At 62.2% G+C, this 13206-nt stretch carries 10 protein-coding genes; 5 read left to right on the top strand and 5 right to left on the bottom strand.

Going from position 1 to position 13206, the window contains the following annotated elements:
* Positions 1-149: 149 nt before the first annotated feature.
* A complete protein-coding gene (gene pap, locus ACZZ0Q_RS08565) occupies positions 150-1637 on the bottom strand; it encodes a polyphosphate:AMP phosphotransferase (protein ID WP_463539340.1) in 1488 nt (495 codons plus the stop codon).
* A gap of 115 nt (positions 1638-1752) precedes the next feature.
* On the opposite strand from pap, the gene mnmC reads away from it, so the two are divergent.
* Positions 1753-3741: a bifunctional tRNA (5-methylaminomethyl-2-thiouridine)(34)-methyltransferase MnmC2/FAD-dependent 5-carboxymethylaminomethyl-2-thiouridine(34) oxidoreductase MnmC1 gene (gene mnmC, locus ACZZ0Q_RS08560; protein ID WP_463539341.1), complete on the top strand. Its 1989-nt coding sequence runs from the start codon at positions 1753-1755 to the stop codon at positions 3739-3741.
* 96 nt (positions 3742-3837) lie between these two features.
* Positions 3838-5379 (top strand): sensor domain-containing diguanylate cyclase, encoded by a 1542-nt coding sequence (locus ACZZ0Q_RS08555; protein WP_463539342.1) that lies wholly within the window; start codon positions 3838-3840, stop codon positions 5377-5379.
* Between the two features lie 31 nt (positions 5380-5410).
* Here the strand turns inward: ACZZ0Q_RS08555 and gstA are convergent, their stop codons facing one another.
* Positions 5411-6016, bottom strand: a complete 606-nt coding sequence (gstA, locus tag ACZZ0Q_RS08550) for a glutathione transferase GstA (protein ID WP_463539343.1) — start codon at positions 6014-6016, stop codon at positions 5411-5413.
* Positions 6017-6161: 145 nt separating this feature from the next.
* Between gstA and ACZZ0Q_RS08545 the strand changes: the two genes are divergently transcribed.
* Together ACZZ0Q_RS08545 and ACZZ0Q_RS08540 are read left to right on the top strand one after the other, a co-directional pair.
* Positions 6162-6563: a winged helix-turn-helix transcriptional regulator gene (locus ACZZ0Q_RS08545; protein ID WP_463539344.1), complete on the top strand. Its 402-nt coding sequence runs from the start codon at positions 6162-6164 to the stop codon at positions 6561-6563.
* Positions 6560-7186, top strand: coding sequence for an HD domain-containing protein (locus ACZZ0Q_RS08540; RefSeq protein ID WP_463539345.1), 627 nt, complete (start codon positions 6560-6562; stop codon positions 7184-7186). The genes ACZZ0Q_RS08545 and ACZZ0Q_RS08540 overlap by 4 nt, the downstream gene beginning before the upstream one ends.
* A gap of 6 nt (positions 7187-7192) precedes the next feature.
* On the opposite strand, the gene ACZZ0Q_RS08535 is transcribed toward ACZZ0Q_RS08540, so the two are convergent.
* On the bottom strand, positions 7193-7651 hold the full coding sequence (locus tag ACZZ0Q_RS08535; RefSeq protein ID WP_463539346.1) for a GNAT family N-acetyltransferase: 459 nt from the start codon (positions 7649-7651) through the stop codon (positions 7193-7195).
* 274 nt (positions 7652-7925) lie between these two features.
* On the opposite strand from ACZZ0Q_RS08535, the gene ACZZ0Q_RS08530 reads away from it, so the two are divergent.
* Positions 7926-9983, top strand: a complete 2058-nt coding sequence (locus tag ACZZ0Q_RS08530) for a methyl-accepting chemotaxis protein (protein ID WP_463560469.1) — start codon at positions 7926-7928, stop codon at positions 9981-9983.
* 51 nt (positions 9984-10034) lie between these two features.
* On the opposite strand, the gene ACZZ0Q_RS08525 is transcribed toward ACZZ0Q_RS08530, so the two are convergent.
* Positions 10035-11582 carry a TerC family protein gene (locus ACZZ0Q_RS08525; RefSeq protein WP_463539347.1) on the bottom strand — a complete coding sequence of 516 codons (1548 nt, stop codon included), beginning with the start codon at positions 11580-11582 and terminating at the stop codon, positions 10035-10037.
* Between the two features lie 211 nt (positions 11583-11793).
* Positions 11794-13134: a chromate efflux transporter gene (gene chrA / locus ACZZ0Q_RS08520; RefSeq protein WP_463539348.1), complete on the bottom strand. Its 1341-nt coding sequence runs from the start codon at positions 13132-13134 to the stop codon at positions 11794-11796.
* Positions 13135-13206 lie beyond the last annotated feature (72 nt).

Raw genomic sequence — 13206 nt, 5'->3', positions numbered from 1 at the left:
CACGCACCTCGTTTTTGTTCGGGAAAGATCAGGGCTGGAGTGCAGCTGGCCGCTAGGATAAAACCGCCGCAAGCGCCACGGCGATGATTATTCATCCCGTGTATGCGCAGCGATCCTGCCCTTTTCAACGCCTACACGGGTGCTGCTGATCAGTCCTTGTGCAACGCGCGCTCAAGGGCGTCGTTGATGGTGCGCAGCACTTTTACCCGGGCGAAGCGTTTGTCGTTGGCCTCCACCAAGGTCCAGGGCGCCAACTGCGTGCTGGTACGGTCAACCATGTCTTCCACGGCGTCGGCGTATTGCGGCCACTTTTCCCGATTACGCCAGTCTTCTTCAGTGATTTTGAAGCGTTTAAAGGAAATTTCCTCACGCTCCTGAAAGCGCTTCAGTTGGGTTTCCGAGTCGATGGAAAGCCAGAACTTCACCACCACCACGCCAGCGCGGGTCAGCTGTTCTTCGAAGTCGTTGATCTCACCGTAGGCGCGCAGCCAGTCTGCCGGGGTGCAAAAACCCTCAACCCGCTCGACCAATACGCGGCCGTACCAGGAACGATCGAATACGGTGAATTTGCCGAGCGGCGGAATGTGTCGCCAGAAGCGCCACAAGTAAGGCTGCGCGCGTTCTTCTTCGGTGGGCGCGGCGATGGGCACGATGCGGTATTGGCGCGGGTCGAGCGCCGCCGCCACTCGGCGAATGGCGCCGCCTTTGCCAGCCGCGTCGTTGCCTTCGAACACAGTGACCAACGAATGCTTGCGAAAGCGTTTGTCGCGCATCAGCCCAGCCAGGCGCGCCTGCTCGGCTGCCAGTTGTTTCTGGTACTGCTCTTTTTCCAACTGTTGGGTGAGATCGAGGCTGCCCAGCAGGCTGCGGTTGTCGATGCTGACCGAGGCCGGGCCAGCGTGGGGATGGCGTTGCGTGCTTTCTTTGACCTTGAGCGCGGCTTGCAGCCCTTCAAGCAGAATTTTCGCCACCGTCAGGTTGCGGTAGTTCTCGTCGGCGCCTTCCACCACGTACCAAGGAGCGTAATCGCGGCTGGTTTTGTGCAGCACACGTTCACCGAAGCGCACAAACCTGTCATAGGTTTCCGATTGCTGCCAATCCAACGGGCTCAATCGCCAGCTACGTTCGGGGTCGTCTTTCAGACTCTTCAGGCGCGCTTTCATCTGTTTCTTCGACAGGTGGAACCAGAATTTAAAAATCAGCGCACCCTCGTCGCACAGCATGCGTTCGAGGTTTTCCGCGCCGATGATGGCCTGGTCGAGCACCGCGTCTTTGAAATGGCCATGCACCCGGCCCTGAATCATCTGGCTGTACCAATTGCCGAAAAAGATGCCCATGCGCCCTTTGGGCGGCAGTTGCCGCCAGTAGCGCCAGGCCGGCGGATGGGCCAGTTCCTCATCGGTTTGCTGGTCGAAGGTGTTTACCTGAATCAGCCTGGGGTCCATCCACTCATTGAGCAGTTTGACCGTCTCGCCTTTGCCAGCGCCCTCGATGCCGTTGATCAGCACGATCACCGGAAAACGCGCCTGCTGCTGCAATTCGAATTGCGCTTCGAGCAGCGCCTCGCGCAGCGCAGGAATGGCCGCCTCGTAGTCTTCCTTATCAATGGCGTGGCCAATTTCGGCGGACTCAAACATAAAACCTCGCTCCATTCGTTAACGTGATTGGCACAGCCTAGCGGATTGCGCCGCGCTAGCCATGCCCGGCGGCAGGATCGGCTAGAATGCGCGCCTTGCCGCGCCAGAACCGATCATGTCCGACAGCCCTCTTTCCCCCGCAACCAGCACCGCCCAGCTCGATTGGGATGAACTCGGCCAACCGCATTCGCGGGCCTATGGCGATGTGTATTTCTCCAACAGCGCCGGGCTTGATGAACCACGCTACGTCTTTCTTGATAACAACGACCTGCCCGCGCGCTTCGCCGCCCTGCCGCCAAACGGCAAGCTGGTGATTGGCGAAACCGGTTTTGGCACCGGTCTGAATTTTCTCTGCGCCTGGGAGTTGTTTGCGCGCACCTCACCGGCCGGGGCGCAGCTGCATTTTGTCAGTGTCGAAAAATACCCACTCAGCCACGCTGACCTGCAACGGGCGCTGTCGCTGTGGCCAGCGTTGCAGCCATTTTCCGAGCCATTGCTGGATCAATACGTGGCCTTGCACCCCGGTTTCCAGCGCGTGTTGTTCGACGGCGGCCGCGTGGTGCTGACGCTGTTGATCGGCGATGTAATGGAGCTGCTCCCACAACTCGACGCTGAAATAGACGCCTGGTTTCTCGACGGCTTCGCGCCGGCGAAAAACCCGGACATGTGGTCGCCGCAACTGTTTAGCGAACTGGCGCGACTGTCGACGCCGCACACGACGCTGGGCACCTTCACCACGGCGGGCGTGGTGCGCCGGGCGCTGAAAGCGGTCGGTTTCAAACTCAAGCGTGTGCCTGGCCTGGGGCATAAATGGGAAGTGCTGAAAGGTCATTTCATTGGCCTGGAAGACGCGCCTGCTACGCCTCCCTCGCCCGCCTGGTACGCCCGCCCCGCGCCGCTCGGCGGCCCGCGCACGGCCCTGGTGGTGGGCGCCGGGCTGGCCGGCTGCGCCACCGCACACAGCCTGGCAGCGCGCGGCTGGCAGGTAACGCTGCTGGAGCGCCATGGCGAGGTGGCGCAAGAAGGGTCGGGCAATCCGCAGGGCGTGCTGTACCTCAAGCTGTCCGCCCATGGCACCACGTTGTCGCGCTTGATCGTGGCGGGTTTCGGCCATACCCGTCGGCAAATCCAACGCTTGCAGCGCGGGCAGGATTGGGACGCTTGCGGCGTGCTGCAACTGGCCTTCGACGATAAAGAAGCCGCGCGCCAGGCGAAGCTTGCGGCCGCGTTTCCCGCCGACTTGTTGCATTCGCTGAACCGGGAACAGGCCGAGCAACACGCCGGCATCGCATTGGCCAGCGGCGGGCTGTTCTATCCGAACGGTGGTTGGGTGCATCCGCCGGCGTTGTGCCAGTTGCTGGCCCAACACCCTGGCGTGCAATTGCTCACCCATCACAACGTGCTCGAACTGCACCCGCACAACGGCCAATGGCACGCCCGCGACGGCGAGCATGACATTGCCAGCGCCAGCGTCGTGGTGCTGGCCGGCGCCGCCGATGTGCGCGCGTTTGCGCCCACCGCATCACTACCGCTTAAACGCATTCGCGGCCAAATCACGCGCCTGCCACAAACACCGCAGAGCCGTTCGCTGAGCACTGTGGTGTGCGCCGAAGGCTACGTTGCGCCAGCGCGCGATGGCGAACACACCCTGGGCGCCAGCTTCGACTTTCACAGCGACGACCTGACCGTGAAAGCAGCCGAGCACGTGAGCAATTTGCAGCTGCTCGAGGACATTTCCAGCGACCTGGCTGAGCGATTGGATGCCCGCGAATTGCCGGTGGACGAGCTGCAAGGCCGCGCCGCTTTTCGCTGCACCAGCCCGGATTATTTGCCAATCGTTGGCCCGGTCGCCGACGCTGACGCCTTTGCCAGCGCCTACGCCGTGTTGCGCAAAGACGCCCGGCAAAACCCCGACACCGCCTGCCCGTGGCTGCCCGGTTTGTACGTGAACAGTGGGCACGGTTCACGCGGGCTGATTACCGCGCCGCTGGCGGGCGAACTGCTTGCTGCCTGGCTGAACAACGAACCGCTGCCGGTGCCGCGGGATGTCGCCGAAGCCTGTCATCCCAATCGGTTTGCGCTGCGAAAGTTGGTGCGCGGTTAGGGCGTGTTCACCTTCACGCGTCGCGGGCGCGTCTCCAATGCCCGCTCGCTGGGCTACGCTTGCATCACTCAGCCCTAGAACAGGCCACTCCGTGCTATGCAGCGCACGCAAACATTACACATCGATCGGCTACGCGGCCTCACCTACGGCCTGGTGTGTTTTGGTTTGACCGTGGTGCTGGCCCTGGAAGGCTGGCAGCTATATCAGTCGTATCGCCAAGCATTTTTCCAGGCCCGCCAAGCGGCCACCAATCTCACGCGCGCTGCTGAAACCGAAGTGCGCGGCGCCATTCGCCAGGCCGACACTTTGCTGTTGGGCATTGTCGAACGCAGCGAGTGGGAAAGCTTGTCCGGCCTGAATGCCACGCGGATGCAGCTGTATCTCAAAGGGCAGATGACCATCCTGCCGCAGTTGCATGGGCTGTTTATCTATGGCCCTGACGGCGAATGGCTGGTCACCGATAAAGACAGCATTGCGCCCAACGCCAACAACGCTGACCGCGAATATTTCGTCTACCACCGCACCCATACCGAACGCGGCGTGCACATCGGCAAGGTCATCACCAGCCGCTCTACCGGCGAGCTGATCATTCCGGTGTCGCGGCGCATCAATAATCCGGACGGCAGCTTTGCCGGCGTTGCGCTGGCGACGCTCAAGCTCAGTTACTTCAATGACTTTTACGCCCAGTTTCGCACCAGCAAGGAAGACGCCTTCACCCTCACTTATAGCGACGGCACGATCCTGGTCCGCCGCCCTTACGTCGCTGAACTGATCGGCACCAGCATTGGTCATGGCCCCATTTTTACCGAGTATCTGACGCGGCAGGATTCAGGCTCGGCGCTTATCGAATCGTCCGTCGACGGCAAGGAACGCATGTACAGCTATCAACGCTTCAGCGACTTCCCGCTGGTGGCCATTTCCGGCATTTCCGCCAAAGCCATTCGCTTGCCCTGGTGGCGGCAATTGATCGTTGCCAGCGTGGTGTTCGCGCTCATTGGCTTGAGCATGTTGGCCTTTGCCCGCGTGCTGCTGCAGCAGATTTCGCGCAGCGAACTGGCCGAAAAAGAACGCCACGATGCCCACGAAGCCCTGCAGAAATTCTCGATAGAAGACGCCCTGACGGGCCTGGCCAACCGCCGCCGGCTGGACGAAGTACTGCCTCAGGAATTGGGTCGCGTGCGCCGCACTCAGGCGCCGCTGGGCGTGATCATGTTGGATATCGACCACTTCAAGCTCTACAACGACCGCTACGGCCATGTTGCCGGCGATGCGTGCATTCAGGCCGTGGCAAAAGTGCTGGCGGCCTGGGCGCGCCGTGCCGAAGACCTGCCCGCTCGCTATGGCGGCGAAGAAATGATGCTGTTGCTACCCGGCTCTGACCAGGCCAACACCTTGAAAATGGCGGAAGGGATTCGCAAGGCGGTGCAAGAGCTGGCCCGCGAACACCTGGCCAGCCCTCTGCAAATCGTGACGGTGAGTCTCGGCGTCACGGTGGTGTACGCCCAAGAAGCCGAGCAGGACAACGTGCCCGACTTGATCAAGCAAGCCGATACCGCGTTGTACGAGGCCAAGAGTCGCGGGCGCAATCAGGTGTGTGTTTACCAAGCGCCTGAGGCGACCGCCCGGCACGGCAGCTAGTCACACGCTCGCAGCATCGTTACCGTCGCGCTTATACCAACCCTTCGGCCTTTAGCGCCTCGACCACTTTTGGCCGCGCTGCAACGCGCGCCGAAAGCGCTTGTACCGCCGGCCACGGCGCCAGGGAAAAACCGACCACGTTGGCCCAGTTGAGCACGGTGAACAGGTACGCATCGGCCACGGTAAATTGGTTGCCGAGCAGGTAGTCGTTATCGGCCAACTGAGCGGCTACGTAGTCCAGGCGTTTGGTCAGCGTGGCGCTGACGGCCGCTTTCCAGTCGGCCGATTGCGCCGGGTTAAACATCGAGCCCATGGGCTTGTGAATTTCCGAGCCGATAAAGGTCAGCCACTCTTGCAACTGATAGCGCGCGAAGGTGCCAGCAGCCGGTGCCAAACCGCTTTGCGGGCTCTGGTCGGCGATGTATTGCAGCAGCGCCGCGCCCTCGGTCAGCAACTGGCCGTTATCCAACGTCAGCGCAGGCACGTAGCCTTTTTTGTTGATGGCAGTGAAGTCGGCGCCGCTGGCTGTGACCTTGGCTTTAAGGTCGACTTTTTCGGTCTCGAACGCCAAGCCGGCTTCCAGCAAGGCGATATGGGGAGCCAACGAGCAGGCACCTGGAGAGAAATACAGTTTCATAAGCAATCCTTCACTCAGTAATGGAGCATGGCAGGCGCGTGGGAAGCACGCGTGCACTGAGCTTAGCGATTGCTTTCTCTGGCACAAGTACCCACCTTGCGGTAAGTATGCATTTGATATCCCCGACTAATTTGGAAGCGCCCTTATGCTCGATCAGCACGACCACGCCGCCTGCCGTGCCGGCAATGTATTCAGCGTCACCTGCCCGGCGCGCTATGTCCTCGATGTGCTGGCTGATAAATGGGCACTGTTGCTGATTCACACCCTGGCCCACGGCACGCGCCGCACCGCTGAGCTGCGGCGGCACGTCGACGGTATTTCCGAGAAAATGCTGATTCAGACGCTACGCCGGCTCGAGAAATTCGGCCTCGTCACGCGCACCGCCTACCCCGAAGTACCGCCGCGTGTGGAGTACTCGCTGACGGCGTTGGGTTTGTCGCTGAGCGAACCGATTCGGGCACTGGATCACTGGGTAGAGCGCAACATCGAAGCGCTCAACGCCGCGCAAGTCGCCTTTGAAGAAAAGACTGTCGAGGCCTCGGCATGACAGACGCCACGCTCTCGGCCCAGCGCTGGCAAACGCTGTGGGAACGGCTCGGCGCCGTTGCGCCCGAAGGCAGTTTCGCCACCCTCGCCGCGCATTACGCTGAACCGCAGCGCCACTACCACAACGGCGCCCATATCAACGCCTGCTTGCAGCACCTCGACCATTTCCAGCACCTGGCTGGCGATCTGCCCGTGGTGGAATTTGCCCTGTGGACGCACGACGCCATCTACCACACCCAGCGCCAGGACAACGAAGCCGCCAGCGCCGACTTGGCCGAAGCCTGGCTGCGTGAGGCCGGCTTGCCCGAGCACATCGCCAGCGTGCGCCGGCACATTCTCGCCACCGCCCACGTTGAGCCCGCCGCAGCGGATGACGCGGGGCTGGTGGTGGATCTCGATTTATCGGTACTCGCTCTGCCCGCCGACGCTTACCACGCCTACACCGAAGCCATTCGCGCCGAATTTGCCTGGGTGCCCGAGGCGCTGTTCAACGCCGGCCGCGCCAAGGTGCTCAACACCTTAATGGCGATGCCCTACCTCTACAGCCATGACGAAATTCGCACGCTGTGGGAAGCCAAAGCACGGGCGAATCTGCAAGCGGAACTGGCGCGGTTACTGGCCTAGCGCAGATTAAAGGTCGTGGGACATCAGGGACTGGGGCTTTCCCCAGCGCTCGAACTGTTCAACCGTCACCCAGCCGCGTTTGGCGTAATAGTCGGCGCGGTCCTGAGTGTGCAAATACAAGCGTTGCACCCCCTCGACTCGCGCCCGCTCGCACACCTTGTCCACCAATGCTTCAGCGATGCCCTGGCCGCGCGCCTGCGGCGTTACGAACACGCAGGCCAACCACGGCCCGAGGTCGTCACGGCCGGGGAGATCGTCGCTGGCCAGTGCCGCGCCGCCCAGCAGTTGGCCGTTGTCGACAGCCACCACACTCGGCCAGTCGCCATTGTGCTGGCCGGCAGCAAATTCGTGCTGCCAATCAGCCAACGACTGGCCCACGTACTCGTAGCTGAACTGCTCGTACAGCCAGGCGGCCATGGTGGGGCAATGCTCCATGTGCTCGTGCAACCAGAAAAACTGCGGCATGAGTAACTCCCTGAGAATGAGGTGCCGAGGGTAAAGCGCGCGCGCCGCTGTGTCATTCAGTGACACAAACGGGTGCACCGCCGCGCTGCGTTTTCGCCCGCGCGCACCAAAACGACGCGCCAGCCTGCGCCGCACCGTTGGCCGCGCCTTGCATCGACGCCGCAGCGGCGCGGTCCGGAACTTGCTAGTTAAATGGCTCATTGCCAGCACCGGCAGCCCTAACAGCGTTCTGTACAACGGAACGCTGGCAAGATCCTTTGAGGAGTCGTCGTTCATGCAGTCCGTTTTATCCCCAGGGATCCATCTTCTGAGCCGCTTCGGCTTTGCCCGCAAATTCCAACTGCTGTTCCTGCTATTCGCCCTGCCGCTGGCGGGCAGCTTGTGGATGGTCAGCCAAACCTTTCAAGCCAAGCTCGCTGTGATCGCCAAGGAACACAGCGGCGTGCGCCAATTGCTCGCGCTGGATGCGGTGGATGAGCAGTTGTCGGCCCGGCGCAACCTGGCTGCGCGCTGGAAAGCCGTGGACACCGCACGCGTGCCCGGTGCCGATGCGCAACAAGCCATCACTCAGCTCGACAATTCCATGCCGGCGCTGCGCTCGGCCATGGACAGCTTCGCCGAAACGCTGCGCGCAGAAGGCGCCAGCGACGACGTGCAAAAGCGCCTGCAAGACCTGCAAACCGGCGCCGCGCAATTGGAATTAGCCAGCCTTCGCACCGTGGGCTGGTGGCCCGATGCGCTCGACCGCTGCACCGCCATGAAGGCGAGTTTGCAAGGCCTGCGCGACCAGATCGCGATCGACAGCGGCTTGACGCTCGACCCGTCGGTGGAAGGTTATTTGCTGATGCAGATCGCCACGCAACAGTCTCCCGAAATGATCGAACGCGTCGGTCGCCTGGCGAGCATGGGCGAAGCGTCGGTGGCGGCGGGTCAGTTCAGCCTGCAAAGCCGCCTGCAACTGCGCGACCTGCGCGCCCGCATCAATGACGCCCGCGCGCAATTGGACAAAACCGGCGCCACCTTGCAAGCCAAGCTGCCGGCCGCACTCAGCGCGTGGGCCGACCAATACGGCGCCACCCAGCAAACCCTCAACGCCGACCTCAAGGCCTTGGATGACGGCTTGTTCGGCGACACCATCAGCATGAAAGGCCCGACGTTCCAGCGCACCATGGACAGCCTGCTCAGCACCCTTTCGGTACTGCGCCAACAGTCGCTGCAATCGCTGGACGCGCGCCTGGATTTCTACCACAACCGCGCCATTGCCCAAGCCATTCCAGTGGCCGTGGCGTTTGGCCTGTTGTTGCTGGCGGCCGTGTATTTGTTTGTGTGTCTGCAAAGCTCGATTCGCCGCAGCGCCAGTGGCATTACCACCCTTGCCCAGTCGCTGCGCGACGGCAATTTGTGCGTGGAAGTGGCGGTGCAAGGGCGCGATGAACTGGCCGCCATCAGCGCCGCGCTGAACGTCGCCGTGGTGCAACTGCGTACCAGCTTGCTGGGCGTAAACCACGAGACGTACCAACTCAGCGACGCGGTGATCACCCTAAATTCCCACTCCACCGACACCCTCGGCGAAGTGGAAGCGCAGCAACATCAGATCAGCCAGATCGCCACCGCCGCCACGCAACTGGCCGCCACCTCGCTCGGCGTGGCGAAAAGCTGCGAACAAGCTTCGGCCAGCGTGCGCCAGACCCGCGCCATTGCCGAAGCCAGCAACCGCGACAGCGAACGCACCACTGCCAGCATTCAGGAACTCAACCAGCGCCTGAGCGACACCGCCGAAGCGTTGGGGCGCGTCAGCGATCAGGGCCAACAGATTCATTCGGTGGTCGACAGCATTCGCGGCATCGCCGAGCAAACCAACCTGCTGGCACTGAACGCCGCCATCGAAGCGGCCCGTGCCGGCGATCAGGGCCGCGGCTTTGCCGTGGTGGCCGATGAGGTGCGCAGCCTTTCGCAACGCACCCAAGCCTCCACGCTGCAAATCGCCACCACCGTGGAAAGCCTACGCAGCACCGTGCGCCAGGCCGTGGAACTGATGGAAGCGGCGTGCGGCCAAGCGCAGAGCGATGCCACTGCCGTGACCGGTTTGGGCGTGAGCCTCGGGGAAATCGCCAGCGCGGTTCAGGGCGTAAGCGACACCCTGGCGCAAATCGCCACCGCCGTGGAAGAACAAGCCACCACGGCCGACGCCGTCAGCGGCAGCATTCAGCAAGTGGACCAAGCCGCCATCCGCCTGCTCGACGGCGCCCGTGCGGTCAATCAGGCGGCCGACCGTTTAAGCCAAGGCAGCCGCGCGCTGAACGACAACACGGCGCGCTTTAGCCTCGGCTAAAACAAACGAGCCCCCGCGTTTCGGCGGGGGCTCGTGCTTGTTCGACTGCGGTTACTGGCGGGCCAAACGCACCCGCGTCACCCGGCGCTCCGACACCTCAGTGACCGAAAGCGACCAACCGCCCCACTCCACCTCATCGCCAATCACCGGCAAGCGATCCAGCAGACTCATTACCAGGCCGGCCACGGTTTGGTAATCGTCGGTGGCGCTGGCAGCAAAGCCGATGCGTTCCTGCACCAGGCTGAGGTTAAGCGCACCGCTGACCAAGAAGGCATCGCCGTCGGCGACAATGTCCGGGCCGTCCACTTCGCTGGCATCAGGCAGCTCGCCAGCAATGGATTCGAGGATGTCAGTCATGGTCAACACGCCAATGAAATCGCCGAACTCGCTGACCACAAAGGCGATGTGCGTCGACTCTTTGCGCATCTGTTCCAGGGCGTTGAGCACGGTGAAGTGCTCCAGCACGTTAATGGTTTGGCGCGCCATGGTGTGCAGGTCCGGCCAGTGGCCGGCGAGCAATTCCTTGAGCAACTCCTTCTTATGCACAAAGCCCAGCGGCTCGTCGATATGGCCTTCGCGTACCAGCGGCAGGCGCGAGTACGACGAGTTCATCAGCTTGTGGCGGATGTCTTCCGGGCTGTCGGCCACGTCGAGATACAGCACCTCGGCGCGCGGCGTCATCACCGCGCGCACCGGGCGCTCGGCCAGTTGCAACACGCCGCTGATCATCACCCGCTCGCGGCGGTTGAACGCCGGCTGCTGGTCATCGCCCTGCACCAGATCGGCGATTTCCTCGCCCACTTCGTCCACGGTCAGTTCACGCCCGCCGAGCAAACGCATCACCGCATGAGCGGTGCGGGCACGGCGCGGCAGCTTGCCTTGCGCCGAGCGCTGGCGACCACGGCGCGCCAACTGGTTGAACAGCTCGATCACAATAGAGAAACCGATGGCCGCGTACAGATAACCCTTGGGAATGTGGAAACCCAAGCCTTCGGCCGCCAAGCTGAAACCGATCATCATCAAGAAGCCCAGGCACAGCATGATCACCGTCGGGCGTGCGTTAACAAACGCGGTCAGCGGCTTGCTCGCCACGATCATCACGCCGATGGACACCACCACCGCAATCATCATCACGCTCAGGTGTTCCACCATGCCGACGGCGGTAATCACCGCGTCCAGCGAGAACACCGCATCAAGCACCACGATTTGCGCCACGATGGGCCAGAACAGCGCGTAACCGGCGCCGGCCGAGCGTTCGGCAATGTGGCCTTCGAGGCGCTCATGCAACTCCATGGTCGCCTTGAACAGCAGGAAGATACCGCCGAACAGCATGATCAAATCACGGCCCGAGAAGCTCTTGTCGAACACCTCGAACAGCGGCTCGGTGAGCGTCACCATCCAGGAAATACTCGCCAACAGGCCCAGGCGCATGATCAACGCCAGCGACAGGCCGATCAGCCGCGCCCGGTCGCGCTGCTCCGGCGGCAGCTTGTCGGCGAGGATGGCGATAAACACCAGGTTGTCGATGCCCAGCACCAGTTCCAAAACAATAAGCGTGAGCAGGCCTAGCCAGGCCGTGGGGTCAGCTATCCATTCCATGTTTAGAGAACCTGCATCGAAGAAGGGCGAAGGTGAGCGGCGCGATGGCGCGGCGGGGCAGAACGAGGCGTTAAACGGGTGTGGCTAAAACTGGGAGGTTCCTGAAGCGTGTTCATAAAGGCCAAGAGTGATTTCGGGCGGCCATCCTACCCAATAAGAAACCGTCGCACCGCTGGCCAAGTATTGCGGAATTTGTATTGGCTCCTTGGCGTTAATGGCGCAGCAGGTAAACCCCTAACCCCACCACTGCGCAGCTAAACAGCACGCGAATCACGCCCCACTTGAAACGAAACAGCGCCACCGCCGCTGCGACCGCGATAACCGCCGACGGCCAATCCAGCGAGCCGTCAAAGCCTTTGGGCCACAACACGTGATAGGCAAAAAACACCGCCAGGTTGAGAATCACACCCACCACCGCTGCGGTAATCGCGGTTAACGGTGCGGTGAATTTCAGCTCGTTGTGCGTCGATTCCACCAACGGCCCACCCGCCAGAATGAACAGAAACGAGGGCAGAAAGGTAAACCACGTCACCAGCGCAGCCGCCAGCGCCCCAGCCAGAAACGCATGGTCGGCGCCAAACACCGGCTGCACATAACCGCCAACAAACCCGACAAACGCCACCACCATAATCAGCGGCCCCGGCGTGGTTTCGCCCAGCGCCAAGCCGTCGATCATTTGCGTGGGCGTCAGCCAGCCGTAATGCCCCACCGCGCCCTGATACACATACGGCAGCACCGCGTACGCGCCGCCAAATGTCAGCAGCGCCGCCTTGGTGAAAAACCAACCCATCTGCGTGAACGTGCCGTGCCAGCCATACAGCGCAGTCAACAACCCCATCGGCAACGCCCACAGCCCAGCGCCCACTACCAGCAACACAACCAGGCGCGACCAGCGAAAGCGCGCGTGCTCGGGCGTGGGCGTGTCGTCATCAATCAGCGCCGGCCCGAACGACTGCTTCGCCGCCCCATGCCCGCCGCCGACACTGAACACGTTCGGCGCGACTTTCCCGCCCACGTAACCCAGCAAGGCCGCCGACAGCACAATCAACGGGAACGACACGCTCAAGGCAAAAATCGCCACAAACGAGGCAGCGGCAATGCCCCACAGCCAATTGTTCTTCAACGCCCGCGAGCCGATGCGATGGGCCGCCTGCACCACAATCGCCGTCACCGCCGGCTTGATGCCATAGAACAAACCGGCCACCACCGGCACCTCACCAAAGGCGATGTACACCCACGACAGCGCAATCAAAATAAACAGCGACGGCAACACAAACAGCCCGCCAGCAATCACCCCGCCCCAGGTGCGATGCATCAACCAACCGATATACGTCGCCAACTGCTGCGCCTCGGGGCCGGGCAGCACCATGCAGTAATTCAACGCATGCAGAAAACGCCGCTCGGAAATCCAGCGTCGGCGCTCGACCAACTCCTGATGCATGATCGCGATCTGCCCGGCCGGGCCGCCGAAACTGATAAAGCCGAGTTTTAGCCAGAAGAGCAGGGCTTGGAATAGGGGGATGGGGGTGGGCTGAGGCGTGGGGTTGGTCATGGGAGCGTCGGGATTGGGGCCGGTGTGAGGGGGCTGAAGATAACGCAGTAATAAGGCACAAATGTAGCGTGG

The organism is Pseudomonas sp. AC070 (assembly GCF_979258635.1).
Note: the sequence above shows the minus strand (reverse complement) of the source record. Positions and strands in the feature narration are given on the sequence as shown.

Excerpts from the sequence above, each read along its gene's own strand:
- chrA (WP_463539348.1), bottom strand. The coding sequence starts at position 13,134 with ATGACCAACCCCACGCCTCAGCCCACCCCCATCCCCCTATTCCAAGCC.
- ACZZ0Q_RS08545 (WP_463539344.1), top strand. The coding sequence starts at position 6,162 with ATGCTCGATCAGCACGACCACGCCGCCTGCCGTGCCGGCAATGTATTC.
- ACZZ0Q_RS08530 (WP_463560469.1), top strand. The coding sequence starts at position 7,926 with ATGCAGTCCGTTTTATCCCCAGGGATCCATCTTCTGAGCCGCTTCGGC.
- ACZZ0Q_RS08540 (WP_463539345.1), top strand. The coding sequence starts at position 6,560 with ATGACAGACGCCACGCTCTCGGCCCAGCGCTGGCAAACGCTGTGGGAA.
- gstA (WP_463539343.1), bottom strand. The coding sequence starts at position 6,016 with ATGAAACTGTATTTCTCTCCAGGTGCCTGCTCGTTGGCTCCCCATATC.
- pap (WP_463539340.1), bottom strand. The coding sequence starts at position 1,637 with ATGTTTGAGTCCGCCGAAATTGGCCACGCCATTGATAAGGAAGACTAC.
- ACZZ0Q_RS08525 (WP_463539347.1), bottom strand. The coding sequence starts at position 11,582 with ATGGAATGGATAGCTGACCCCACGGCCTGGCTAGGCCTGCTCACGCTT.
- mnmC (WP_463539341.1), top strand. The coding sequence starts at position 1,753 with ATGTCCGACAGCCCTCTTTCCCCCGCAACCAGCACCGCCCAGCTCGAT.
- ACZZ0Q_RS08555 (WP_463539342.1), top strand. The coding sequence starts at position 3,838 with ATGCAGCGCACGCAAACATTACACATCGATCGGCTACGCGGCCTCACC.
- ACZZ0Q_RS08535 (WP_463539346.1), bottom strand. The coding sequence starts at position 7,651 with ATGCCGCAGTTTTTCTGGTTGCACGAGCACATGGAGCATTGCCCCACC.